The organism is Halobellus sp. GM3 (assembly GCF_052545375.1).
In genome coordinates, this window is record NZ_JBQWLT010000005.1 from 95716 (window position 1) to 120915 (window position 25200).

The following is a 25200-nucleotide window of genomic DNA, read 5'->3' on the forward strand; positions in this document are numbered from 1 at the left end:
TCGTCATATTCGGCTGTATGAGCTCCAATGGGAGTTGCGATAGCCCGTATCTATTCGGTGGAAAGCGGGAGGGACGTACGTACTTCGTCCAAATTGATATAAAAATAATATATTGTCTTCTTCTCTCGTAGAACATGATATTAGAAGGAGCATATTTTAAATACTTTATTTAATAATATAACGAATAGTCCGATAAATCATACGTTACACATATATCTATTAATATTTATATAATACGGATTGGTATGGTATCCGTAACGCAGTTACCATTACGTAACTATCCGTGTAATGCCTCGGAGTGGACACAACGACGGGGGAGTGACCGGTACGCTCGACGTCGTCCGCTCACCGAACCCGAAACCGGCGAGAGAGCCGTGACCCAGCCTGCCCCGTCGGATTGAGGGAAGTCAAGTTTCATTACGTAACTTAATTTCGATGGGTAACTATTATGCCGACGGGGGCTGTGCTTCGGGTATGGGAGACGGTTCACAGCAGCCAGACGCAGTCGGACAGCTCGAAGTGTGGTGTGCCGGCGAGGACTGGTGTCCGGTAACGACTACGTCGTCGCTCATCTGCAAGAAGTGGCACCCAGTGATCCTCCACCGACTCCTCGAACACGGGCCCAGCGGGTTCAACGAACTCAAAGCCGACGTCGACGGTATATCGAGTAAAGTTCTCTCTGAGAGCCTCGACGACCTCGAAGAGAACCACCTGATAAACCGTGAGGTCGTCAGCGAAAAGCCGTTCCGGGTACAGTACTCGCTCACGGAGCACGGACGGTCGCTCAAGCCGGTGATATACGAGATGCGAGACTGGGGGCTCGAACATCTGACGGAGCCGACAGACGAGAGCGTCGCACAGTCCTGAGCGCGAGACCGACGCGACTGGTTTCTGCGCGGAACGCGTTGTGATCGCCGGCGCTCACTCGTACCTCTCGGAGATCGGCACCCCATCCCTCACCGAGGCCGTGTGAGACGAACACAATAGTTAAATACTGATCAATTACCACGGTATAGGTAGGAATGCTAGCGAATGGGACAATCGCACCCGACTTCACGCTTCCCGGTACGTCCGCGGACGAGGACGGAAGAGAGATCGAACGGTACCAGCTGACCGATGAGCTCGCGAACGGCCCGGTTCTCATTAATTTCTACCTGTTCGATTTTCACCCGCAGTGTACCGAGCACTTGTGTGATCTGCACGATCTCGCGTGGTTCGACATCGACGAGTCGCTCACCGTGTTCGGAATCTCGAGCGACCGCTCGTTCAGCCACCGGGCGTTCGCGGAGAAAGAGGGGCTCGGATACACCCTCCTCTCCGATAGCGACGGAAGCGTCGCCGAATCGTACGACGCGCTCTACGAGGAGTTCAAAAGCCATCGGCGTATCGCGAAGCGATCGGTCTTTCTCGTCGATACCGACAGGGTGATCCGCTACGCGTGGAGTGCGGATGATCCGGGGGAGCAACCGGACTGGATCGAGATCGAAGAGGCGCTCAGGACCATCGAGACGTAGGGAGTGAACGGACCGGGCCGTACCGGCTCGTCCCTCATCCGTGTAAGACGTTGATCCAGAGCATCGCTGCTTCGAGGACTATGACGTACCGGAAGACGACCTCCACAGGCCTCGGCGCCGAGTGTCGTCTCCGAGCAGTAGGGTAAGCGTACGCCGAGGGTTCAGGTCGGATTCCGTCTCGGTCCCGCTCTGGAAGGCCATCGTGCCGCGGTGTGTGATCACATACCTTCATTAATTCGGACGAATATCCCAGTCTATGGCGATCGTTGATCTACTAGAGAAGGAGGCGTACGCCGACGAAGTCGCAGCACTCGACAAGCGGGTCCGGCAGTACACACAGGCGCCCGAGATGACGCCGTACGTCAAGGCCGCGGCGCATTACCCGCCGTTGCTGGCGCAGATGGGGACCGAGCACTTGACCGTGATGCTGACGGACGAACTGCGTCGCGAGCTGAAAGAGACGCTCGCGGTCGCGGTCTCGATGACGAACAATTGCTCGTACTGCATCGGCGCGCACGTGACGGTGCTGAAAGAGATGTTTCACGCGAGCGACCCCGAACTCGTCGGACTCGCCGGGGTGGTCAGCCACGTCAACGGGATCAACGCCTTCGAGGAGGCGGTTCTCGGCGACAGTCCGGCGATGCCGTTCCCGAAGGAGTCCGCCGACGAGGTGCCGCTACTCGGTGAGATCGAAGCGCGCCTCGGCCGACTCCCCGACTACTACCGCGTGATGGCGAACGACGAGGCGTATCTCGAGACGATCTGGAACCGCGAACGGGTGACCGTCTTGGAAGGGGAACTGGACCGTCGAACCGCCGAGTACGTCGCGCTCGCGGTCTCGATCACCAACGACGCCGACTACTCGACTCGTACTCGGCGCGAGACGCTCGAGGAACTCGGCGAGACGGACGAGCAGCTGTTCGAGGCGCTCCAAGCGATCGAGATATTCCAGAAGAACAACGCGTGGACGAGCGGCCTGCAACTGGACGCGGGACCCAGCGGCGAGTAGGCCGACTGACGCCCCGCTGCCGGTATCGGACCGGTTACGACGTCTCCGAGCGGAGCGCGACCCACTGCTGTGACCCGAACGGCGGTTCGTACTCGATGTCGAGCCGGTCGTACACCGTTCGTGGGACGCCGATGTCTCCGAGAAACAGCGCTCCATCGTACGGCACGAGCCCCGTTTTCGGGAGGGCGAGCGTCACCACCCTGTCGGGGTCGACGGTAGCACCGCGGGCGTCTCCGGTCGTCGCGTCGGTCCCCGAGGGGACGTCGAGAGACACCGTCGGAGCGCGCAGTCGGTTCATCCGTTCGATCAGTTCTCGCGCGGGCGCTCGCACGTCGCCGCGGAGCCCGTATCCGACGAGCGAGTCGACCACGACTGAAGCGTCGCGCGACGCAGCCAGCGCGTCGCCGCCGACTCGCGTGGGGAGACCCATCTCTTCGAGCGTGTGGTACTGATGGGCGGCCGCGTCTCTCAGGCGTTCTGGGGCACGATCCAATACGACCTCCACGTCGACGCCGTGGTTTGCGAGGTGCCGAGCGCAGGCGAGGCCCCCACCCCCGTTACCGCCGTTGCCGGCGACGACTACCGCTGACTCGCCGCCCATCTCGTGGACGTGGTCGGCGAGGACCCGCCCCGCGTTCTCCATCATCTGAAGCAGCGTGACTCCGACCTCGTCGGTCGCGACGCGGTCGACAGCGCGCATCTCATCGGCGGTCACGGCGGGGACGCGGACGCCCGGTGCGGTCCGAAATAGCGCTTTAGACATCTGTCTCGACTCGGCTCATCGGTCCGCGTCCGCCACCAACGACTCTTCGAGCGTTTCCAGCAGCTCCCGGTTGCTGTCCCGGATCTGATTGACCTCCTCGAGGATCATCCCCGCCTTCCGGCTCGCCTCGTCGGACATCATCGCGAGCTCCTCGGTGCTCTGTGCCTGCTGACCCGTCGCGGTGGCGATCTCGTCGATGCTCGCGGAGAGCCCCGCGTTGATCGCCTCGATCTCCTCGAACGTATCGACCGATTCGGCGACCGCGCGCCGGCCGACTTCCGTCCGCTCGGACACGCCCTCGACGTCGGTTTTCACCCGCGAGGTCGCTTCGGAGATCGTCTCGACCAGTTCGCGGATCCGCGCGGCTTCGCGCTGGCTGTCCTCCGCCAGCGATTTCACCTCGTCGGCGACGACGGCGAACCCGTCACCGCCGTCGACGCGGGCCGCCTCGATTGACGCGTTCAGCGCGAGCATATTCGTCTGATCGGCGATCTCGTCGATCGTGTCGACGAAGCTGTCGATCTCGCCGACGTGCGCGACGAGGACGTCGAGCGCCTCGGACACCCGGGCCGCCCGCGCGTGTACCTCGTCGATCCGCTCTTCCAGCGCGCGTGCCCGCTCGCAGCCCTCCGCCGCGAGCGACGCCGCATCGTCGCTCTGGTCGTTGATCTCGTCGGTCGAGGCGGCGATCTCCTCGACGGCCGCGCTGACGTCTCCGACCTCCGCGCTCAGTTCGTCCATGTTCGACGACTGCTGTTCGGTGAGCGACTCGATCTCGGTCGACCGCGTCGTTACCCGCTGCGTTCGATCGTGTATCTCGGTGACGGACTCCGGCTGAACCACCGAATAGCCGTCGCGGGGGGCGACCCCGCCACCGTGACCGGACACGGCCTCGGCTGCGAGGGCGCCGTCGGCGCGGACGAATTCGGCGCTGATCGCTGCGATGTCCCGTCCGGTCGCTCGGGCCAGTTGCGGAACCGAAGACGCCTCCCGTCGGCCGAAGACGGAGAGGAGAGACGACTGTAGCTCGGCGAGCAGCGAGTCGAGAGTCTCCTCGGTGACCTCCAGTTCGCCACAGACGCGGACGAACTCGGCCACAGTCTCGTCTGTGCCCCGCGGCAACACGTCTGCGAGATACGTGTGCGCAAGGTCTGCGAGCTGCGCCTCGGTACACTCGCTCGCGGCCACGAGGTCCGCGGGGATCGACTCGGCCGCGAAATCGGTCATCCGCTCCCGTTCTTGGGGGAGGAGCGCCTCGAACTCGGCTCGGTTCGGGTGCGTGGGAGTTGCGGTGTTCATCTCAGTCCGGTCGGCCGCGGCCCGCGCCGGGCGGGGTGGGTTGAAACGTTCATCTCGTGCGGTGGGAACATACGCGACACGCGGGGCTTACCCGTGCGTCCGCTCGAGGTGTGAGACGATCTCGTCGCTGTCGGCGAGCCATCCCGACTCGAGTGTCGGATCGAACAGCACCGGGACCCCGCGCTGTCCAGTCAGTTCGTACAGCTCCTCCCGGTCGGTGTGTTTGTCGGAAACGACGGTCTCGTCGTAGTCCAGTCCCAGTTGATCGAGTTTGTCGCGAACGCGTTCTGAGTACGGACAGTCCCGCCTGTCGTACAGTGTGAGTTCTGACATTGTGTTTCACCGACGGTTCGTATGGATATTAATTGTACGTCTGGTGTGTAATCCGATTACACAGTCTGCCGTCGGCCCGCTCATCGACGGACCCGCCTGTTTCGTCCGGGGGGCCGGACCAACGGGGCCACGCGAGCAGTCCACTCCCGCGTACGAGCACCCGAGGACCACGACTGCAATGCGTCGCGTTCACAAATCCTCTCGGGATTTTATTAGGAGCCCCCATCAACCCGGCACGATGACAGACGACACCGGACGGTGCCCGCGATATGTAGGGAGACGCGAGCTGCGACCCGCGAATCGGTCCTCCAGGCACTCGACGATATCGACGTGTCGCTAACCGCCACACGATGAACGACAACCGACGCATACGCCCCGGCGGTCTCGTGATCGCGCTCACCGGGTTCGCGATCACGCGGCTGTTCGTCGCCGAGGCCCTCGTGATCGATGCGGCGCTCCCGTTTCTGCTCGTTGGATTGCTCCCGCTCCTCGTGGGGCTGTCGCTGGCGGTGTACGGCGTCGCGCTCGCGATCGGTCCGTTCACCGCCACGTACGTGAACACCATCGCCCGCTGGCACGTTCTGGGGGTCGCGGCGATGGCGGTCGTCTTCGCGATTACCGCCCTCGATCAGTTCCTCCGGGGCGAGACGCTGGGCTTCGGTAACGGCACGTCGATACTCGTCGCGAACGTCCTCCTCGGCGGCGCGGTGGGCGGAACGCTGACCGGAATGCGTAGCGGCAAAGCCCACCAGCAACGGCAGGAACTCCGGCGCGCGGCGAACCGCGCGCTTCTGGTCCACCGGCTACTCAAACACGACGTGCTGAACGCCATCGCGATCATCGGCGGGCACGCCGAGTTACTCGACACCGAGGGCGACGTACGGCCGGAGTCGGTGTCGGCGATACGCCGAGCGGTCCAGCGGATCGATTCGTCGGTCGGCGAGGTCGGGACGATTGCGCGTTCGGAGGACCGATCGAAGCGCGTCGACGTAGAGCGGATCGTCCGCGAGGAACGACGGCGCTTCGAGTCCGATACCGAGACGGTCGTCAGTCTCACCACCGATATCGACGGCGCCGAAGTGCCGGCCGACGACCGGCTAGCCGTCGTCGTTCGCGAACTGCTCGGCAACGCCGCGACGCACGGATCGGGGGGAGAGGTCGACGTTCACGTCCGCGGGATGCCACACACCGTAGAGGTATCGGTCACCGACGACGGTCCCGGGCTGCCGACGCGACAGCGGGCGGTCGTCGAGCGTGGCGAGTTCCCAGAGTTCGACGACCCCGCCGCGGGGTTCGGCCTCCAGATCGTCCGCCTGCTCGTCGTCCAGTTCGGCGGGCAGATTCACGTTCGAGACGGCGATGACGGACGCGAGACGGGAACGAGCGTGACGGTGGTGCTCCCGCGGAGCGGTCGAGGGGAGGTGACCGCCGAAACGATCGGAATCTCGTTCCCCGGTCTCGAGCACGCGATTACGGGCGGGCTGCTGGGCGGTGTCGCGATGGGCGGGTTCTACCACTTTTTCACCGGGCTGCTTCCGGTCGTCGGATCGCTGTACGGAATCCAGAGCCCGGTGATCGGATGGATAACGCACCTCTTTCACAGCGCCGTCTTCGGACTGCTGTTTGGGGCCGCGATCAACGTGCCACGACTCGCGGAGATCGCCGCTGACCCGATCCGGTCGGGGCTCCTCGGAATCGGTTGGGGGGCGTTCCTCTGGCTCGTCGCGGCGGGAATCGTTATGCCGGTCTGGCTGACGCTGTCGGGCGTCCCGACCGCGATCCCGACGCTCTCGCCGGCCGGGTTCCTCGCTCACGCCGTCTGGGGGGCCGTCCTCGGCGTCTCGTACTGGACGCTGGGCGAGCTCGACGTACCGAGCCCGCTGCGGCGGGAGTGACTGTCGAGGTTACGGATCGGTTAGGGCGCGCTTTTGCCCGTCCGCGACGTTTGTTCAGGTATGCGCCGTTCCGTAACACGGAGAGCCGTCCTCGCCGGTGTCGGAGCCGCCGCGCTGTCGGGCTGCGTCGGCGGCGGCCCGGCGCCGGGGTCCGAGGCCGCGACCGAGGACGACACCGCGAGCAACAGTCCGCGCTCTGCGACGGCGGCGGATCGGGGGCAGACGGGGCCTCCCACGAGGAGTGATCGGCTCCCGCTCCCCGCGGATCCGCCGTCGCTCAGGGATCAGTCAGTATCCGGCGGCCCGCCGAAAGACGGTATCCCGTCGATCGACGATCCGCGGTTCGTACCGCCGGACGTCGCCGCCGAGCGTCTCGACCCGGGGGATCCGGTGTTCGGGCTCGCGACGGGGGCAGAAACGAAGGCGTACCCGCAGTCGATCCTCGTCCACCACGAGATCTGTAACGACGTCGTCGACGGGACCCCCGTGAGCGTGACCTACTGTCCCCTCACCGGGACGGCGATGGGATTCGAGCGGGGCGAGACGACGTTCGGGGTCTCCGGTCGCCTGGTGAACAACAACCTGATTATGTACGACCGCTCCACGGAGACGTGGTGGTCGCAGGTGCTCGCGACCGCGATGCCCGGCGCGTGGAACGAGGACCCGCCGATCCGATCACTCCGTGAATTTCGGGTGGTCTGGACCACTTGGGAGCGGTGGTCGAACCGACATCCCGAGACGCGGGTGCTCTCGCGGGAGACGGGGTTCGCGAAGAATTACGATCGAGACCCCTACGGCGCCTACAACCCCCGAAGGGGGTACTACGACCCGGGATCGCCCCCGATGTTCCCCGCCCTGTCCGAGGACGAACAGCTCCGGCCCAAGGCCGTTGTGCTCGGCGCGCGAACCCCGGAGGGCGCGGTCGCCTTCTCGAAGGACGAACTCCGGGACGCCGGGGTCCTCTCGGGGACGCTCGGAGAGACGCCCGTGATCGCGGCGTACGACTCGGCCCTCGACACGGGCTACGTCTTCGAGAACCCGGACCAGCGAGCGTTCGAGTACCGCGACGATCAGGTCGTGGCAGACACGGGCGAGGTCCACCGCCCGGACGCGCTCCCGCTGGATCGGACGCTCGCGTTCGACGCGATGTGGTTCGCCTGGAGCGGCTTCTACCCCGATACGAGACTGTATGCCTGAACGTGTCCGCCTCGATGGTGCAGAGAGAACCGACGACGGGACCGCGAGACGCGCGGTAAACGCGCTCGGTGCGGCCAGCGAGCGATGGGACACGCGGCTCATCTTTCTGGCGGCGGCTATGGGTTACGTCGCGGTCTATCTCGCGACGGTCGGCGATCTGACGGTGGCGGCGGCGGGCGGACGCGGACTCACCGTCAGAACCGCAGACGAGCTATCGCGAATGTTCGCGTCGCTTGGCTTCTTCCGGTTCGACGCCATCGCCATCGTCACAGTCGGTCCGGTGACGTACCTGTTTTCGCCGCTCAACGCGCTGATCGCGCTGCTCCTCGGGGTGCTCGTCGGGGCGAACGTGGCACTCACGTATCTGGGGCTCGTCCAGCCCAAAGCCTGCGGGCTGGAGAGTTCGACCGGCGTGCTCGCTGGAGTGCCGGGACTGCTCTCCGGCGCGGCGTGTTGCGGACCGACGATCCTCCTCGTAGTCGGCATTCAGGCCAGCGCCACGGCCGTCACCGTGTTTCGGCTCCTGATACCCGTCGCGTTCGTGCTGCTCGTCGGGAGCCTGTTGCTGATCGGTCGGAAGGTGGACCCGACGCTACTGTAGACGGCGGAAAACGGTCACACGGCGGATCAGACGTCGAGGGCCTCCGCGAGGTCGTGGAACGTCTCGACGGTCAGGTGTGGAGCGCCGCCGAAGGGCTCTTTCGGCGTTCCCTTCCGGTCGACCCACACGCCCTGCATACCGGCGTGTTTCGCCCCGAGGACGTCGAACCAGCCGGCGGTGACGTGCGCTATCTCGTCGATCGGCGTCCCGGTTCGAGCGGCGGCGTGGCGGTAGATCTCGGCGTCGGGTTTGAACGTCCGCACCTCCGCGGCGCTGATCGCGTCTTCGATGAGATCGCCGATGTCGGCGTGTTCGATCATCGACGACAGCATCTCCGGGTTCCCGTTCGAGACGACGTAGCAGTCGTAGCCGCCCGCGCGGAGGCGCTCGATCCCCTCGCGGACGTCGTCGAAGACGTCGAGTTCGTGGTACACGGCGAGGATCTCGTCGCGCTCGGACGCCGACACGTCGGCGTCGTGCGCCTCCAGCGCGTACTGGATCGCGGCCCGGTTCATCTCGTAGAACGGCTGATACGCGTCGATGTGGTTCGCGACGAAGGTATACTCGATCGAGCGCGCGCGCCAGAGCTTCGAGACGGGTTCGGGATCGGCGACCGTGTCCGCGAGCGCCCGCTCGGCCGCGTCCACATCGACGAGCGTACTGTACGAATCGAAGGTGAGTGTCGTAACGCGTTCGGGATCGAAGGTCATCGGCGTAGGGAACGACTGCCGGGATCATAACTATCGGGTGTGCCGCTGCCGCCACCGGAACGTCAGACATCGGCTCGTGGGAACGGACGGGCCGCTATTCGCAGTCGAAGTTACATTCGTAACTGCGACAGTACACCCAGTATCCCTCGTCGCCGGCCGGAGTGAACTCCGCGTACTCCAGCGACAGGAACGGGCCGCTCTCGTGTGCGAGCATCTCACAGTGGGACCACGCGCCGTCTCGGTCTGACGCCGTCACTCGGAACTCCCAGACGTGGACCCGATCCTCGCCCACGTGGACGGCGTACGACCCCGGGATCACGTCCTCTCTCGGGGGCGTCGGCGACCGCGTTTCGGTGTTGCCCATATCCGAAGATGGGGCGGTCGGAGAATCAAACTATACCGTGAGAGAGCCAGTGGCACACGACCGGGTGAGGTTTAAATAACCGTGGACGAACTACTCCACAATGACGAGTAGTCACAGGGACACGCGGAGACGTCGAGGGCCGGGTCGTCGGGGGACGAGATGAATCGGGGGACGCGCCACTACGCCGCTGCGATCGCGTTCATCTCGGGAGCCTACTCGGTGTGGAGCGCCTCGATGGCGTCGAGGCCGACGACGAGCGGGTGGCTGATGGGGGTGCTCGGGGTCGTCGTGATCGTTCACGGAGGGCTCCTGCTCACGGAGGGGTTCGGACGTCTCGGACGCGCCAGCGGTCCGCTGATGATCGTGTACGCCGCGGTGATGCTGCTCAACCAAGCGTTGCTCGGAACGGGGATGGTCGACGACGGTTCCGGGATGGGAATGACGAGCGGGATGGGTGCACAAAGCCCGACGGCGAGTATGGGATGGGACGCGGGAATGGTCGCCCTCGCCGTGCTGATGCTCTTCAGCGGAGCGATTATGACGCGCCGCGGCTCGATGACAGAGGACGGGCGCCAGTGACGCATCACCCGAGCACAGTAAGGGGCTTCGCGCGGAGGGAAAAATGAGTCCGATTGACGGCCCGTCGGAGGCGGCGAACGGAGACGGGGAATCACCGCCGCGCGCACTGCTGTATGGGGGTGCGCTACTGACCGGCATAGTCGCCGGCCTGCACCTGCTTCACCCCGAGTACGGGCTGCTCGGGCTGTTCGAGATCCTGAACACGGCTCCGGAGGCCCTCGTCTTCGACCCGCGGCCGCTCGCGTTCGTGCTTTCGGGCACCGTGCTCTCGGTCGGTCTCTCGCTGAGTCGAAACGCACCGAACCGACGGCCCTACTACGTCGCGGGCGTCGCGGTCGCCGCCGTGTACCTCCTCGGCTACTTCGCCTGGCACTTCACCGGTCACGGCGGGTTTCTTCCGGGCCGAGAACCGCTCTTTCACGGGCTCTCACCCGTCGAAAACGTCCTCACCCACCTTGCCACCGATCGATGGGCGGCAGCGTCGAAAGCCGCCGAGATCGTCCTGATCGGTGTACTGGGCGCGCTGTACCGGAAGCGCTGACTCCCGAGACCACGAGGGATACGCTTTTTTCGCTGGGGAGCGACGGCCGCGCTATGGCGGACGAACTCCCGACCGAAGCGTACGAAGTAGTCGTCGTTGGCGGCGGACCCGCCGGACAGACAGCCGCGCTGTACAGCACGCGACTCGGGCATCGGACCGCGCTGGTCGATAGAGGCGGTGGAAGGGCAGCGATGATGCAGGAGGTCCACAACCTCATCGGCGTCCGGGAGGAGACGAGCGGTAACGAACTCCTCGGTGTCGGGAAAGACCAGCTCGGGGAATACGGCTGCGACGTCCACCGGGATATGCTCACGTCGTGTCAGCGCAGCGGCGACGGGGGGATCATCCTTCACGGCAACAACGCGAACTACCGCGCGGAGTGCGTCGTTCTCGCTACCGGATTCAACGACGTTCGGCCGGACCCACCGCTCCCCCGGACGGGACGCGGACTCCACTACTGCCTTCACTGCGACGCGCATATGTTCGTCGACGAATCGGTGTACGTGATGGGACACGCCGAGAGCGCCGCCCACGTCGCCGCGATTATGCTAAATTTCACTGACGAGGTCGACCTGCTCACTCGCGGGGCCGAGCCCGAGTGGAGCGACGACACGACGCAGATGCTGGGGGTCCATCCGATCGACGTGATTCGCGAGGAGGTCTCCGGGATCCAAAACGGTGAGGACGGCTGGCTGAAGGCCATCGAGTTCGATGACGGAACCGTACGCGAGTACCGGGGCGGCTTCGCGATGTACGGGGCCGAGTACAACAACGGACTCGCTCGGGAGCTCGGCTGTGAAATAAACGACGACGGCTCAGTCGTCGTCGAAGACCACGGGCAGACCACCGCCGACGGCGTGTACGCAGTGGGTGACCTGACTCCCGGCCACAATCAGGTCCCGATCGCGCTCGCGGACGGGGCGAAAGCCGGAATCTCGATCCACTTTTCTCTCCGGGACTTTCCCCGAGACCCGGACGCGATCGCGGATGCGGGTCCCGTCCGTTCCGAATCGGTTCCCGGAATTCCCGACGAACTCCTCGAGCAGGCGGTTGATTTCCACACCTACGAGTGACGGCGGAGTCATCACATACTAGCACCACGCACGGTGCGTATCCCCGTCCGGTACTGAGTCCCGCTCGCACGCCTTGACGCCTCGGGCACACGACGGTGTTCGATCGAACGCGTACGCGGGACATCTACCACGGCACCGATCGCCGTGCTCCGGACGCGCGAGAGAGTAGATTCGTTTTCTGGTTTCGCTAAAGGAGATCTGAGACGTCACGAGGTCTCGGACCCCCAATTCCGACAGCGCGTCTTGGACTGTCCGAGCCGGGAGTCGTGTCGCCTCGGCGAGTTGCGACTGCGTGAGATCCCCATCGTATTCGAGCGTTTTGACGACTATAGTAGCGTTTGCAAGTCTTTGAACACTCGACCGCACGACGTCGTGCGGTCGGATGTGCAATCAGTTGCAAACGCTACAATTGCTTAGCGCTCGGTGGGAGCGTTCGCATCTCGGGCGGTACTGTGGAGCGCGACGTCGACGCTGGGGAATCCATACTCGTGGGACGCAGCGGAAGGTGTTAACGGGTCCCCCGCTCTGCGAGCGGATTACACAACCGTGCCGGAATCGGTCTTGCGGCACTTCGCGGCCGTCGAGGTGGAGTTCAGCCGAAGTATGCCTAATTAGATAATAGCTTATAATTTATGAATTTTTAATTTAATATCAATCAATAATGGAATTATTCTGAGTTAGGGCCCCATCACCCGATATTTTTGACGCATTTTCCGATTTATCCTGTTAAGTAATATATTAGTTATTATTATTGAATTTATAGTATCGGAGATTAATAATCTATTCTATACACAGATCACTACTCCGCTGTTTATAAAACTCTCCTCTGTCTTCCACGTATTATCGAGCGAAATAGTGACGCGTCAGGCTGTATCGATATCGGATCGGTTGCAACGCCCCAGCGTGGGGACCGAAACCGGTGTCAGTGGGGGAGTGTCATTCCGTCCGACCCGACGATGACGTTGCCGTCGAACTCCGCTTCCGCCTCGGCTTTCATTCGATCGGTGTCTCGCAACTGCATAATGTGGGTGAGAACGAGGGTGTCCACGCCGGCTTGCGCCGCGATTTTGCCCGCCTCGCGGGGGGTGCTGTGCGTCTGTCGAAACACCTCCCAATCGGACTCTCCGAGTGGATATCGATCGCTGTACTCCGCCAGTACCTCTGAGTCCGGAATCGGATCCAACGGCGAGGCGACCATCGAATCGTGGATCAACACGTCCGCGCCGGCAGTGAACTCCGCGAGTGGGGGGTAGTACCCGGAATCGGGGGCGAACACGACGGTGTTGTCGGTCTCGCGGTCAGTCACGCGGTAGGCGTACGTTTCGATCGAGTGATCGACCTCCATAGCCTCCACGGTCCAGTCGGCTGTTTCGTATGAGAACCCCTCCGAAACGAGTTCGAACGCCGTGTTCTCGATGTTCTCGACCGACTGGTCTGTCACGCGTTCCTTGTAGCGGATGTCCTCGTCGTAGACCTCGAAGAACGCCTCGAGCAGCGATTCCGTCCCGTCGGGACCGGCAACGGTCAGCCGGTCGCGGCCCAGCATCCACCCCATAATGAGGAAATTGAAAAAGGAGCTGTTGTGGTCGATGTGGTGGTGTGTGAAAAACAGGTGTTCGATATCCGCGAGCGAGACGTCCATATCGAGGATTCGGTCGATCGATTTGGGCCCGCAATCGAAGAGGAGCGCCGCGTCGCCCATCTCGACGAGCAGCCCCGTTCCGGCGCGTTCCGGATGGGGGAGCGGCGTGCCCGTCCCCAACAGTGTCACGTTCATACGTCCTCACCGAGACAGCGAGCCCAGTTACTGTTCGGACCTTGCATACGGTATCGACTCTTGCAAACCAGATATTTAATTATACTCTTTCCCTTAATTACCACCAGCATCTGCCGCGCGCAGTTGTGCGGATTCACAGCATTCGTTTCGTTCACGACAGCAACCGTATGTCTGTCTCGCCAGACGGAGCTCGGCCCGACAGTGACGCGTTCGCGTACTGGTATTATCTGTTAGTACATCCGTCGGCGTCTGTATTATGAGTAAAATTTATAACGTTGTATATTAACCATCTCATATCCTATGTCAGGATATAGTATGCCACGCCGCGGATTCCTCGCCGCGTCGACAACGGCTGGACTGGCGAGCGTCGCCGGGTGTTCGAGCCTCACGTCGGGGAGCGACGAATACCCCTCGGGAAGCATCGAAGTGAGTATTCCGTTTACCGAAGGCGGTGGGACCGACTTGGAGACGAGAATCCTGATCGAACACCTGCAGGAGGCACTCGGCGGTTCGCTGGCGGCGACTAACCAACCCGAGGCCGGAGGAGCGGTCCTGTATCAGGAGTTCGCCGGTGATGTCGATCCCGACGGGTACTCCCTCGCATCGTTCTTTTACCCGTTGCTGTACACGCACCCGCAGGTGCTCCCCCCGTTCGATTATGACCCGTTCGGATTCACGTTCTTGGCCCGGTACTCGCAGATCCCGTTCACGCTGATGACCGGGTACGATTCCGACGTGGAATCGCTGGCTGACCTCGTCGAACTGGGCCAGGAGGAGGGGTCGCTCACGATTGCGGTCGCGAGTCCGGCAGCGCCGGCGGCAATCCCGTTCCTCCAGATTCGCGATGAGTTCGGTATCGACCTCGACCCGGTCATCGTCGGCGGGGGAGAACAGCTCGCTCTCGAGGCGCAGGCCGGCCGAGTCGACGCCGCGGTGAACACGTTCGGGACGACCGCCTCGAACTTCGCCGAGCAGCGGACAAAGCCGATCGGTATCCTCTCGGAACCGAGAGAGGACTTGATCTCATTCTACGAGGAGAACCTCGATATCGACATCCAGACGTCGATGTTCATCACGGAGCACCCGGACCTGATCGACGATCCGGTCCGCTTGGACGTCGTCAAGGGACTTATGGGCCCACCGGAGCTCCCGTCCGACGTGCAAGACACGCTCGAAGGCGGCCTCCAAACGGTGCTGGACGGAGAGGAGTGGCGAAGCGATATGGTCGACCTCGGCGCGTATCCCGATCCGACCGTCGGCGACGAGGTCGAACAGCAGTTACAGGACATCCTCCCGGAAATCGAGTCGTATATTCCGGAGTTAGTCGACTTCTTCGAACAGTACTCGTAACCACCCGCGTTCGGATTCGATTTTGACCGCACGAACTTCCAGCAAACAATGAAACACCGTATTGGATTGTATCAACGGCTGAGCAGCCTAGAAAAACACCTGAGCCGTATCGAGGGAGAGATCACGACGTATGGGTCAGTGCTTTCGGCGATCGTGGCACTGTTGTCACTGCTGTATCTACGCGGAATCGCGGGTGGCTTTCCCGAAACGCCGCGGATATTCCCGCTGACCGTTATTCGGATCGGCATCCCGATCGCGGCGGCGCTCGTGATCAAAGAAGTCGTGACGACGTTTTATCGACCCGATCTGTTCGGTGACGTCGACGACAAAGTCACTGAACACCTAAAAGGAGCCGAGAGCCGGTTCTCTGTCGGTGAGCGGGCAAAGAGACTGGCGATTACCGGTGTCGTTACTGTCGGGTTCTTCGCGATAGCCACGCTGAACGTCCTCGCCGCCGTCGTCGTGATCTATCCAGCCGCAGTGTACGCCCTCGGGGTGCGCGACAGGAGAGCCATTGCCACAAGTACCGCGCTGTTAGTTGGATTCGTGTATCTCGTGTTCGTCGTCATCATCGAGATGCCCTTGGACCTGTTCTGATATGGCGACGACTGCGTATCTCCTCGAGGCGTTGGCACAGATACTCCAGCCGAGCGTATTGGTCTTCATTCTCTTCGGCGTCCTGTTCGGTTTCATTTTCGGGGCGATTCCGGGCCTCGGTCCGGTGATCGCCATCGTGTTGCTCTTCCCGCTGACGATCGCGATGGACCCACTGCCCGCTGTGGTAATGCTCACCGCAGTGTATCCCGCAGGAGTCTACGGGGGGTCAGTCACCGCGGTGTTGATAAACACGCCCGGTGACCCGTCCTCGACGGTCACGACGTTCGACGGGTATCCGCTCACGAAACAGGGCGATGGGGTGCTCGCGCTCGGTGTCATACTCGCGTCCTCCGTGATTGGCGGACTGTTGAGCGCGCTCGCGCTCCTCTTGATCGCCCCGCCATTCGCCCAGCTCGCGCTGCGTATCGGCCCGGCCATCATCTTCGCGATCGGCTTGTTCGGCGTCGTCATCCTCGTCCTCATCTCGCGTGGATCGATGCTGAAGGGACTGATCGGCGCGGTCATCGGTCTACTGCTGGCGGTTATCGGATACAGCCCTGTCAGGGGAACAGCCCGGTTCACGTTCGATAACAGTTACCTCGAGGGCGGGATTCCGATCGTTCCGCTGATCGTAGGGCTGTTCGCCATCAGCGAGGTACTGATGTTGATCTACCAAGGCGGGAGCATCGAAGCCGAAGGATCCCCCGAGATCAGCACGTTCAAAACGCGGCTGGGCGAGTTGAACGGGGGTATCGTCGAGACGCTTCGGCGTCCCTTGGACGTGGTGCGCTCTGCTGCGATCGGCATTATCATCGGAATCGTTCCCGGTGCCGGGTCGATCATCTCGAACTTCGTCTCCTACTACATCGGGCGGACGGTTAGCAAAAATGGAGATCAGTTCGGGACGGGTGCCATCGAAGGGCTCATCTCCGCTGAAACCTCGAATAACGCCGCGACAGCGGCGACCCTGATCCCGACGCTCGTACTCGGCATCCCCGGCGGTGTCGCGGCGGCTATCCTGTTGGGCGTTATGCAGATGAAGAACGTCCGCGTCGGACCGCTGCTCTTCGCTGAAACGCCTGAACTGGCCTATGCGATCGTCCTCTCGCTGTTCATCGCGAACCTCGTTATGCTGCTGGTCGGCTATTCGCTGTCCTCGCTGCTCCAGAAAGTAGTGACACTCCCCGTCGAGATCGTCGCGCCGATGGTGCTGGTGCTCTCGATTCTGGGGGGGTTCGCGTTCAATTTCAACACGCTCGACGCCGTAGCTGTGATCGTCTTCGGCGTATTAGGGTTCGTCCTTCGAAAGCTCGGGTATTCGCCTGTCACGATCATTTTCGGGTTCATCTTGGGACCGATTCTCGAGAACTACTACATCTCTGCGGTCCAAGCCGCCGGCGGCGACCGGTTGGCCGTCGTCACCGCGCCGATTCCGGGATTGATCGTGAGCCTAGCCGGTCTGCTCTTGCTCTATCAGTTGATCGAAGAAGCGAAAGCGATCCGCCGCCGCATCAGTCACTGATACTGTTTGTTCTCACTATTTACCGGGTGCACCGCCAACGGGATAGTAAGCGCCCACCGGTGAGGGATGAGAACGAACATTATAAGCAAATTCTATCGAGCCTAACTCTCGATCGAGTCACTGGCTTCCGATCGTACGATAGCGGACTGTCGTCTCCGCAAGTGACCCCCGTAATTTGTACTCGGACCGAGTGGATCCCCAAACACAGCATTTCGAGAAACTCGAAAATCAGATGGAAGTAACATACGTACATTCGTTATTTTTCACCGTGGTTTTCCGGATACGACGGCGGGCGTGGTCGAATCCGGAACCACCCAGAGAGCGCAGATCGACTTCTCTTCCCGCACTGTCCCCCTGAATTCACGAAAACAGCTACCAAACAGTGGTTCGAGAAGCTCGAAAGAGAGTCGGAGATCGTGAGAACGAATGCCGGCCCGTGATGAGGCCTATGAGAACCGCGTGCGAATCGCCATCTCGTCAGCCACGTTTTGTATCTCTCGCACGAATTCCTCGCGCAGGGAGGCGTCCATTCGACTCGTGGGGCAGCCGACGCAGATAGCGCCGAGAATGTCTGCGACGGTATCGCTCACGGAGACCGCCACAGCGTCCATGCCCTCGACTGTCTCCTCGGAGCTGAGCGCGTACCCCTGCTCGCGCACTGTTTCGAGTTCGGCCGAGAGCGCATCCCGTTCCGTAATCGAATGCTCGGTTTGGGCGGGGAGCCCCCGTGTTTCGACGATCGCATCGACCGCCGAAACGGGGAGTTCCGCCAGCATCGCTTTGCCGACAGCGGAGCTATGCAGGTGATGTCTCGTCCCGATGCGGGAGTGTTGATAGAGCGGGTTCTGATTACTCGCCCAGTACAGCGTAACGCTGTATCCGTTTTCGATGGTGCTGAGCCAGACGCGTGCGTCCGTTTCGTCCGCTAATCGATCGATGTACTCACGCCCCGCCTTGTACAGCGGGTGGAGGCGACGCGTCTGGGTTCCGACGTCAAGAAACCAGAAGCTGAGACGGTACTCGTCGCCGTCACGCACGACGAATTCGTTCTCGACGAGCGTCGCTAAGTGCCGATGCGTTGTACTGTGTGCCAAGCCGACCTCGTCCGCGATTGCGGACATCGTCATCCCGTTCGTGCCGAGTAACGTTCGGATGATGTCCGCGGCTGTATCGACCGTCTTGACCGGTCTTCGAGGGGCGGTGGAGTTCATAGTTGGAATCTCAGCGCTGATGATAAAATAGTTTCGAGGCTTTCGAAAACAAAGATTACGGTTGGTTGTACCACTGCTCCATGAGCAATCTAACCAATGTAATACCTCGAATTATTAGATATATCTTACCATCTAATTTGAAATGTATTTATTCTAATAAAGGGCTACAGATATAGATAATAAACGCTTTTTCAATCGAGATTGGGGCCTTATGGTAATATATGAAAATAAATAGTTCTTAACTATAGTCAAATATACCCATATACAAATAGGTGTGACGTACGATAGTCGATTAACGATACTAGTGGGTGCTGTTCCCCCTCGACTCGCGGCCGGCGCGCTCAACGCTACTTTTTCGGGAGACGGGCGACGAACTCGGTCGGGCCGCGCTTTTCGACCTCGTATTCCTCGGCGTCGAACTCGTCGACTTCGGCCTGCATCTCGTAGAATAGCGGCTTCGGTTCGTGGTCGTTGACGAGTTCGAGCGCTTCACCACTTTCGAGCGCCTCGAACGCTTGGTGGATTTTCGGATGTCGTTCGGCGGGTGGAATGTCGCGAATATCGAGTGTGGTCGCTGCCATACGGACGCTTCTCAGTCCCAGAGTGAGATACGGTTTCGGACGAATATATTCGGTGTCGACATCGGACCTCGAAGTCTGTGGAGAGAACGGGCGCCCTGCGAGATATTGAAAATAGTATTCGACACCACCTTGCTTTCTTATCATTCTCAAATACAGTTACTTCTCTCGAGGTTTTGGGGGGCCGAACGGAGTCGTAGTGCTGTGTGCAACAGGGTACCGAAAGCCGATCGACAGCCAGCTGACGGTGCAAGCTCGGATCGCGCGGCGGTCGATCAGAAGGCATCCGAATCAACGACGAGCGGTGCTGGCTGTACGCTGTCGTCGAACAATAAACGAACAGCAGCCTCTATTTATGGCGTTTCCGACGTATTCGATTCCAATCGCTCGAGAGTTTCTCAGTGAGTTAATCGAGAAACACGACATCCAAGATGGTGTTTCTCGTCGATGATGCTGACGATCTCAACAGAGCGCTCCGCCGAGAAAATCTTTGCAATCGTGTCGTAGCTCACGGCTTCCACAACAGTATCAAACATATCTTTTGAGAATTATAACACTGAACACATTCGTTATCGAACTGTTTTAGCCACGTTGATCTACCGACCGCGGAAACGTGGCTGTAAGCTCACGTCGTCGGGCGGAATCATACTTAACTTAACACGATCCTCACCCTTCATCCATTACTAATCACGACCGCACGAAAACTGCAAGACGGCGGGAGGATAGGAGTGCTCCGTCAGGGATTCGAACCCTGGTCCTTGCCGTGAGAGGGCAAGATGATTGGCCGGACTACACCAACGGAGCGATCTTGCGTTTTCCGATATCCTTGGGATGTGTAAAACGGTTCCGTTTTAGCCGCGCTGTGCGGTGGTGTCTCGTGCGCGGACCCGGGGAGGGAACGAGAAAGAAAGACCTACTTTTCGGCTCCGGAATCGTCGGGATCCGATCCGTATTCGGCGATGACGTCGTCGATCTCCGCGGTCGACACGAGTCGGTATCCCTCGGTCGTGATCGTCGCGAGGGTCACGCTGTCCGCGTCGAGTTCTTCGTCGGCTTCGAGCAGCGCGCGGACGGCGATCGACACGCCATCGTCGAGCGACAACTCGCTCGACCAGCTGTCCTCCAAGAACGCCTGGATGTCGTCCCGTCCAGAGCCGATGGCGACCGCGCGCCACTCCTGCGGCGCTCCCGAAGGGTCAGTCTGAAAGAGCCGCGGCCGCGGATTCGTTTCGGCATCGTCGACGCCGCCGATGAGCAGGGCGGCCCCGAACGGGCGCGTACCGCCGTACTGAGTCGTCTCTTGGATATCGTCCGAGAGGGACTTCGTCAACGCCTCGACGCCGAGCGGCTCGCCGTACCGCAGTCGGTTTCGTTGCGCCGCCTGCCGCGCGTCGTCGATCAGTTGGCGGGCGTCGGCCACGTGGCCGGCTGACGCCGCGCCGAGGTAATCGTCGAGTTTGTGCAGCTTCTCGATGCTTTCGCCCTCCATCAGCGAGGAGCTCGTCCGCCGCTTGGCGGCGATGACGACGCCTTCCGCCGTCCGAATCCCGAGACTCGGCGCACCGCGCTTGACCGCCTCGCGGGCGTACTCGACCTGATAGATGCGGCCGTCCGGAGAGAAAAGCGACGTTCCCCGATCGTACGCCTGCTGGTCGTTTCGGTTCATCTGTCCCCACTCGGTCCCGGAAACGGATAAAATCACCACCGGCGCACGTTCTTACCGGAACCGGTAGCGGGGGGCCGCCGATCAGACGGACGGTCGTCGTCTCTTCCCGGTGGTCCCGCAGCTGGGGTTGCGGTCACCCGCGAAAAGCTCCACCAGTCCGTATCAGTCGTCGACCTCGACGACGCCGGCGTCGGGCGCGTTATCCTTGACGCTTTGGATCCCCTGTTTTGCCTTCTGCTTCGTCGCGTAGCCCTCGCCGCCGTCGGCGATGATGTTTCCGTTGGTGTGGACGAGTCGCAAGCGGTACTTCCCGGCGGTATCCTCGAACAGTTCGAATGTCGCGCTCATACGGGCGGACAGTTAGCTGCCTGCTAGAAAAGATTTCTCCCGTTGATAGATCATCGAATCGCTGGGACGTCAATCGGAAGATCAGTCGGAAGAACGCTCGTAGGTGACGAAATCGAACGCCGAGTGGCGCTCGCGTCCGGTCTCGGTCCACTCGCTCTCGTCCCACTCCGGAAACCGCGTGTCGCCCTCGTAGGATTCGTGGATCTCAGTGAGAACCATCCGGGTCGCAAACGGGAGGAACTGCTCGTAGACGCGGCCGCCGCCGGCGACGTACGCCGTTTCGACCCCCCGATCGTTCGCGTCTGCGGCTGCCACCTCGATCGCCTCCTCGACGGAGTTCGCGAGCACGGCGCCGGCCGGCAGATCGAGCGACTGCGAGGAGAGCACGACGGTCGTCCGCCCCGGAAACGGCTCCCCGAGTCCCTCGATGACGGTCTGGTAGGTCTTCCGGCCGACGATCACCGGATGCCCGACGGTCGTCCGCTTGAAGTGCCGCAAGTCCGCCGGGAAGTGCCACGGCATCCCGCCGTCCCGGCCGATGACGCCGTTCTCGGAGACGGCCGCGATCAGGACGAGGTTGAGATCAAGTTCGTCGACCGCGTCGAGAGCGTCCCCGTCATCGGCCGTCATTCGGCCACCGCAAAGCGGATCCCCGGGGCGGGGTCGTACCCCGATAGCTCGACGTCCTCGAACGCGAGTTCGTCGAGCGGGACGTCAGCCACGTCGATCGACGGCCGCTCGCGCGGTTCGCGCGCGCACTGTTCGAGCAGCCCGGGGACGTGGTCATAGCGCTCCTCGCCGTCGGATTCCGGGGGTGCCGCATCGAGAAGCCACTCGCGGACGTCGCGATAGGTCGCCGGCTCTTCGACCGCCGCGAGCCGCGACTGCAGCGCGTCCAGATTGTCCGCATACCACGCGCCGCGCTCGCCGGCGCCGCAGTACACGTGCGCGTCGACGACGCTGTGGGCGAAGGTCCCCGGCTCGAGGCCGGTCCGCCCGGCGATCGCGATCGCCAGAAGCGAGTACGCCGCGATGTTGAAGGGGATGCCGAGGGCGACGTCGCCGGAGCGCTGCGTCAGGTGAACGTTCAATCGGTCCCCCTGAACGTTGAGGACGAACGTGTAGTGACACGGCGGAAGCGTCGAGACGGCCGCGTTCGCGGGGTGCCACGCGTTGACGACGATCCGCCGGGAGTTCGGAGCCTCACGGAGTTGATCGAGGACGTACTGGATCTGATCGAACGTCCCCTCGTCGTTCATCCAGCGGTGATCGGCGTCCGGCCACGACTCTCCGGGCAGTCCCTCCTCGGGCACCGGGTACCGCCGCCAGAACCGCCCGTAGGCGGTGTCGAGGGCTCCCTCGTCGTCGGCCCACGCGTCCCAGATGCCGGTCTCCTCGCGGAGGTTTCGGATGTGCTCCTCGCCGGAGAGGTACCAGACGAACTCGTGGATCAGCGAGTTCCACCGCGGCCCCGAGAGGTCCTTCGTCGTGAGCAGCGGGTACCCCTCGGAGAGGTCGATCTCGTAGTGGCGGCTGAACGCCGAGATCGTGTCTACGCCCGTTCGGTTCGGCTTGTGTCCCCCGTCTTCGAGGACGTCAGTGACGAGATCGAGGTACTGTCGCATAGTGATCCGATTGCACTACGTTGTAGCGCCGTTGGCCTTGATTGTATCGCCACGGCGTTCGCCGGTGCTGCCCCACGGCCACTCGTGGGGAGCGCCCGGTTCCGACGGCGCGCGCCCGACCGTCGCGAGCGGAAAGACGCAAGTCACCGGACCGCGTATCCGCGAGCGTGATTCAGAACCTCGCATCCGGCGTCCAAGCGTTCACCTCGAACGTCTTTCTCGTCACCGGCGAGACGACGGCGCTCGTCGACACCGGCGCGAACTTCGATGTCGTCGCCCGCGTCGAGTCCGCCCTCGAATCCCACCTCGGCGACGCGGAAGCCGCCACCGGTCTCGATCGCGTCTATCTCACGCACACGCACCCGGACCACGTCGAGAACCTCCCGGCGATCCGCGACGCGTTCGGCGTCGAGACGTGGGGCCACGACACCGACAGCGAGTACGTCGACCACGCCGTCGCCGACGGCGAGACGGTCCAGATCGGCGACGACACCTACGAGGCGCTCCACACGCCCGGCCACAAGCCGGACCACCTCTGCCTTTTCTCCCGTTCGACGGGCGTCTGTTTCGCGGGCGACCTCGTCTTCGCGAACGGCGGGTTCGGGCGAACCGATCTTCCCGGCGGCGACCGGGCGACGATTATCGAGAGCATCGATTACCTCCGCGATACCGTCGGCGAGGACCTCTCGGTCTTACACGTCGGTCACGGGCCGAGCGTCACCGAACGCCCCGCCGACGACGTGGAGATCGCCGCGCGGGCGGCGCGAATGGGTTGAGCGGGACGCCGGGGCGCGGAGAAGCAGCGAAGCCGAACCACGGGCCGACAGAAATCGTGCCACCGGGCTAGCTGTCTGCGTCCTCGGGGATCTCCGCCGCCGGTCGATCTTCGCTCGCGATGCCGAAGTAGCCCGGCTCGTCGCCGACGGGGTCGTTGATCACTAAGTCGTCGGCGTGTTCCATCAGCCACGGGATCGTCCACGCGAGGACCCGCTCTTCGGTGTCGGCGTCGAGGTCCGCGTCGGGGTCGAGCCCCTGCAGCAGGCGCGCGATCTCGGGGACCGTGTACATCAACTCGGGGTCGAGCACGTCGTCGGGGTCGTACAGCCGGTAGGGATACAGGGTGTCGAAGTCGTCTTTTGGTCTGGGCATACAGCCCCGTTGTCGTCGGTCGGCAAAAACCCCCGCAGAGCGGTCGCGTGCGCGAGGGCGTGCAAACGCGACGATATTTGTGTCACCCGTCCCAGGGGCGAGTATGCGAACTGTCGACGCCGCCGGACTGAAGATCGGCGACGAACACCCGCCGCGGATTATGGGGGTGCTGAACGTCTCAGCGGAGTCGCCCTACGATCCGAGCGTCTTCGACGACCCCGGCGAGGCCGCCGCGTACGTCGACCGAGCGCTCATCGAACAGGGCGCCGACATCGTCGACGTCGGCCTCGAATCCGCGAACAAGCGCTTCGAGGTGCTCTCCGCCGAGGAGGAACTCGAACGGCTCGACACCGCGGTCGAGGCGGTAGAAAGCGTCTCCGGCGACGCCGTCTTCTCGATCGAGACGCGCTATCACGAGGTCGCCGACGAGGCGCTCTCGCGAGGGTTCGAGATGGTCAACGATATCTGCGGCTTCGCCGATCCGGAGATGCCGCGGGTCTGCGAGGACCACGACGTCGCGGTCGCGAAGATGGCCTCGCCGCCGGACCTGACGCGTCCCGGCGCGGTGGAGTCAGTCGACTGGGCGGCGCGCAGCGCCGGCGAACGGGAGCGTAGCCGTAGTTACGTAGACGACGTATACGACGCGCTCGCGCTGAACGGCCTCACCGACAAGACCATCGTCGACCCCGCCTTCGGCGGCTGGTCCGAGTCGAAGACGCTCGAAGACGACCGCGAGACGTTCCGCCGACTCCGGGAGTTCCGAGGGCTCGGCCACCCGATGCTCGTCTCTATCAACCGCAAGAACTTCCTCCGGGAGGTCGCGGGCAGATCCACCGATGAGGCGCTCGCGGTCTCGCTGGCGGCGACGTCGATGGCGGTCGAACGCGGCGCGCACGTGATCCGAACCCACGACGTCTCCGAGACCCGCGACGCGGCGCTGATCGGCCACGAGTTCGCTCGCAAGCGGCTTCGAGCGCGCGGGGCCGACGACATCGCCGTCGAGGAACTGGACGTGACGACGCCGAAAGAGACCGAACGGCACCTCGAACGGCTCCGGGTCGGCGGCGGCGACGACCCGGCGAGGGAGCGGGCGGGTTCCGGTGAGCGGAACGTGAGCGCGCGGACGCTCTCGGAGGACGCGACGGTGCGAGTGTTCGAGCTGTCGGGGCTGTCCGACGCCGATGTCGGCGCGCTCTCAACGGCCGCCGCCCGGCGCGGGGCGACGGTGGTCCCCGGCGGATCGGCCGGGGCGACAGCCGACCGAACGGCCCTCCTCTTCGGAACGGTGGGTGTGCTGGGGGGAATCGAGAGCGGAGACCTCGGCGGATCCGCCGCGCTCGAGGAGTCGCTCGGACGGATCGCGGCGGCGCTTCGGTGAGTTCCGATGCGGGATTCGCGACGACATCGGCGACGCTCCACAGACCGCCCTGTACGAACGGCTCACCCGTATCAGCGGCGATGTAACACGGGAAAGCTTATACCAAATCGATCAAAACCCG

General features: G+C 62.7%; 27 protein-coding genes and 1 tRNA gene. 14 read left to right on the top strand and 14 right to left on the bottom strand.

The window, feature by feature from the left end:
• Positions 1-474 precede the first annotated feature (474 nt).
• The 3 genes from ACT3HL_RS09490 (at position 475) to ACT3HL_RS09500 (ending at position 2523) form a co-directional block, all read left to right on the top strand.
• Positions 475-867: a winged helix-turn-helix transcriptional regulator gene (locus ACT3HL_RS09490; RefSeq protein WP_445086591.1), complete on the top strand. Its 393-nt coding sequence runs from the start codon at positions 475-477 to the stop codon at positions 865-867.
• Between the two features lie 155 nt (positions 868-1022).
• Positions 1023-1514, top strand: coding sequence for a redoxin domain-containing protein (locus ACT3HL_RS09495; protein WP_445086592.1), 492 nt, complete (start codon positions 1023-1025; stop codon positions 1512-1514).
• Positions 1515-1770: 256 nt separating this feature from the next.
• On the top strand, positions 1771-2523 hold the full coding sequence (locus ACT3HL_RS09500; RefSeq protein WP_445086593.1) for a carboxymuconolactone decarboxylase family protein: 753 nt from the start codon (positions 1771-1773) through the stop codon (positions 2521-2523).
• A gap of 34 nt (positions 2524-2557) precedes the next feature.
• Here ACT3HL_RS09500 and ACT3HL_RS09505 read toward each other — a convergent pair whose 3' ends face one another.
• The 3 genes from ACT3HL_RS09505 to ACT3HL_RS09515 all read right to left on the bottom strand — a co-directional run bounded on the left by ACT3HL_RS09505 (position 2558) and on the right by ACT3HL_RS09515 (position 4918).
• A complete protein-coding gene (locus tag ACT3HL_RS09505) occupies positions 2558-3286 on the bottom strand; it encodes an NAD(P)H-hydrate epimerase (RefSeq protein WP_445086594.1) in 729 nt (242 codons plus the stop codon).
• Between the two features lie 15 nt (positions 3287-3301).
• Positions 3302-4585: a methyl-accepting chemotaxis protein gene (locus tag ACT3HL_RS09510; RefSeq protein WP_445086595.1), complete on the bottom strand. Its 1284-nt coding sequence runs from the start codon at positions 4583-4585 to the stop codon at positions 3302-3304.
• A gap of 87 nt (positions 4586-4672) precedes the next feature.
• On the bottom strand, positions 4673-4918 hold the full coding sequence (locus ACT3HL_RS09515) for a glutaredoxin domain-containing protein (protein WP_445086596.1): 246 nt from the start codon (positions 4916-4918) through the stop codon (positions 4673-4675).
• A 350-nt stretch (positions 4919-5268) separates the two neighbouring features.
• Here ACT3HL_RS09515 and ACT3HL_RS09520 point away from each other — a divergent pair, with 350 nt between their 5' ends.
• The 3 genes from ACT3HL_RS09520 to ACT3HL_RS09530 are packed head-to-tail and all read left to right on the top strand — an operon-like array spanning position 5269 to position 8611.
• Positions 5269-6813: an ATP-binding protein gene (locus ACT3HL_RS09520; protein WP_445086597.1), complete on the top strand. Its 1545-nt coding sequence runs from the start codon at positions 5269-5271 to the stop codon at positions 6811-6813.
• A gap of 60 nt (positions 6814-6873) precedes the next feature.
• Positions 6874-8010: a DUF3179 domain-containing (seleno)protein gene (locus tag ACT3HL_RS09525; protein WP_445086598.1), complete on the top strand. Its 1137-nt coding sequence runs from the start codon at positions 6874-6876 to the stop codon at positions 8008-8010.
• On the top strand, positions 8003-8611 hold the full coding sequence (locus ACT3HL_RS09530; protein WP_445086599.1) for a hypothetical protein: 609 nt from the start codon (positions 8003-8005) through the stop codon (positions 8609-8611). Before ACT3HL_RS09525 ends, ACT3HL_RS09530 begins: the two co-directional genes overlap by 8 nt.
• Before the next feature lie 26 nt (positions 8612-8637).
• Here the strand turns inward: ACT3HL_RS09530 and ACT3HL_RS09535 are convergent, their stop codons facing one another.
• Both ACT3HL_RS09535 and ACT3HL_RS09540 read right to left on the bottom strand, forming a co-directional pair.
• Positions 8638-9321, bottom strand: coding sequence for a haloacid dehalogenase type II (locus tag ACT3HL_RS09535; RefSeq protein ID WP_445086600.1), 684 nt, complete (start codon positions 9319-9321; stop codon positions 8638-8640).
• A gap of 94 nt (positions 9322-9415) precedes the next feature.
• A complete protein-coding gene (locus ACT3HL_RS09540) occupies positions 9416-9685 on the bottom strand; it encodes a hypothetical protein (protein ID WP_445086601.1) in 270 nt (89 codons plus the stop codon).
• Between the two features lie 159 nt (positions 9686-9844).
• Here ACT3HL_RS09540 and ACT3HL_RS09545 point away from each other — a divergent pair, with 159 nt between their 5' ends.
• From ACT3HL_RS09545 to ACT3HL_RS09555, 3 genes are read left to right on the top strand one after another with little or no spacing between them, the layout of a single operon-like run.
• Positions 9845-10264: a hypothetical protein gene (locus ACT3HL_RS09545; protein ID WP_445086602.1), complete on the top strand. Its 420-nt coding sequence runs from the start codon at positions 9845-9847 to the stop codon at positions 10262-10264.
• A gap of 43 nt (positions 10265-10307) precedes the next feature.
• On the top strand, positions 10308-10805 hold the full coding sequence (locus tag ACT3HL_RS09550) for a hypothetical protein (RefSeq protein WP_445086603.1): 498 nt from the start codon (positions 10308-10310) through the stop codon (positions 10803-10805).
• A gap of 53 nt (positions 10806-10858) precedes the next feature.
• Positions 10859-11878, top strand: coding sequence for an FAD-dependent oxidoreductase (locus ACT3HL_RS09555; RefSeq protein WP_445086604.1), 1020 nt, complete (start codon positions 10859-10861; stop codon positions 11876-11878).
• A 922-nt stretch (positions 11879-12800) separates the two neighbouring features.
• Here ACT3HL_RS09555 and ACT3HL_RS09560 read toward each other — a convergent pair.
• Complete coding sequence (locus ACT3HL_RS09560; RefSeq protein WP_445086605.1) at positions 12801-13655, bottom strand: MBL fold metallo-hydrolase; 855 nt, start codon at positions 13653-13655, stop codon at positions 12801-12803.
• A gap of 315 nt (positions 13656-13970) precedes the next feature.
• Here ACT3HL_RS09560 and ACT3HL_RS09565 point away from each other — a divergent pair, with 315 nt between their 5' ends.
• The 3 genes from ACT3HL_RS09565 (at position 13971) to ACT3HL_RS09575 (ending at position 17124) form a co-directional block, all read left to right on the top strand.
• Positions 13971-15005, top strand: coding sequence for a tripartite tricarboxylate transporter substrate-binding protein (locus tag ACT3HL_RS09565; protein WP_445086606.1), 1035 nt, complete (start codon positions 13971-13973; stop codon positions 15003-15005).
• A 267-nt stretch (positions 15006-15272) separates the two neighbouring features.
• Positions 15273-15602 carry a hypothetical protein gene (locus ACT3HL_RS09570; RefSeq protein WP_445086607.1) on the top strand — a complete coding sequence of 110 codons (330 nt, stop codon included), beginning with the start codon at positions 15273-15275 and terminating at the stop codon, positions 15600-15602.
• 1 nt (position 15603) lies between these two features.
• The gene (locus ACT3HL_RS09575) at positions 15604-17124 is read left to right on the top strand and encodes a tripartite tricarboxylate transporter permease (RefSeq protein ID WP_445086608.1); all 1521 of its coding nucleotides are present in this window, start codon (positions 15604-15606) and stop codon (positions 17122-17124) included.
• A gap of 446 nt (positions 17125-17570) precedes the next feature.
• Here ACT3HL_RS09575 and ACT3HL_RS09580 read toward each other — a convergent pair whose 3' ends face one another.
• The 7 genes from ACT3HL_RS09580 to thyA all read right to left on the bottom strand — a co-directional run bounded on the left by ACT3HL_RS09580 (position 17571) and on the right by thyA (position 22552).
• Positions 17571-18335, bottom strand: coding sequence for an IclR family transcriptional regulator domain-containing protein (locus ACT3HL_RS09580; RefSeq protein WP_445086609.1), 765 nt, complete (start codon positions 18333-18335; stop codon positions 17571-17573).
• A gap of 347 nt (positions 18336-18682) precedes the next feature.
• Positions 18683-18916: a DUF2249 domain-containing protein gene (locus tag ACT3HL_RS09585; protein ID WP_445086610.1), complete on the bottom strand. Its 234-nt coding sequence runs from the start codon at positions 18914-18916 to the stop codon at positions 18683-18685.
• A 726-nt stretch (positions 18917-19642) separates the two neighbouring features.
• Positions 19643-19717 (bottom strand) — tRNA-Glu (locus tag ACT3HL_RS09590).
• A gap of 109 nt (positions 19718-19826) precedes the next feature.
• Complete coding sequence (psmA, locus tag ACT3HL_RS09595) at positions 19827-20579, bottom strand: archaeal proteasome endopeptidase complex subunit alpha (protein ID WP_445086611.1); 753 nt, start codon at positions 20577-20579, stop codon at positions 19827-19829.
• A 162-nt stretch (positions 20580-20741) separates the two neighbouring features.
• A complete protein-coding gene (locus ACT3HL_RS09600) occupies positions 20742-20927 on the bottom strand; it encodes an HVO_2922 family protein (protein ID WP_445086612.1) in 186 nt (61 codons plus the stop codon).
• Between the two features lie 81 nt (positions 20928-21008).
• Positions 21009-21557, bottom strand: coding sequence for a dihydrofolate reductase (locus ACT3HL_RS09605; protein ID WP_445086613.1), 549 nt, complete (start codon positions 21555-21557; stop codon positions 21009-21011).
• Entirely contained in the window at positions 21554-22552 is a 999-nt protein-coding gene (thyA, locus tag ACT3HL_RS09610) for a thymidylate synthase (protein WP_445086614.1), read from the bottom strand. Before thyA ends, ACT3HL_RS09605 begins: the two co-directional genes overlap by 4 nt.
• Before the next feature lie 167 nt (positions 22553-22719).
• Between thyA and ACT3HL_RS09615 the strand changes: the two genes are divergently transcribed.
• Entirely contained in the window at positions 22720-23328 is a 609-nt protein-coding gene (locus ACT3HL_RS09615) for an MBL fold metallo-hydrolase (RefSeq protein WP_445086615.1), read from the top strand.
• A 67-nt stretch (positions 23329-23395) separates the two neighbouring features.
• Here ACT3HL_RS09615 and ACT3HL_RS09620 read toward each other — a convergent pair whose 3' ends face one another.
• A complete protein-coding gene (locus tag ACT3HL_RS09620; protein ID WP_445086616.1) occupies positions 23396-23701 on the bottom strand; it encodes a DUF5827 family protein in 306 nt (101 codons plus the stop codon).
• Between the two features lie 103 nt (positions 23702-23804).
• On the opposite strand from ACT3HL_RS09620, the gene folP reads away from it, so the two are divergent.
• Positions 23805-25079, top strand: coding sequence for a dihydropteroate synthase (folP, locus tag ACT3HL_RS09625; RefSeq protein ID WP_445086617.1), 1275 nt, complete (start codon positions 23805-23807; stop codon positions 25077-25079).
• Positions 25080-25200 lie beyond the last annotated feature (121 nt).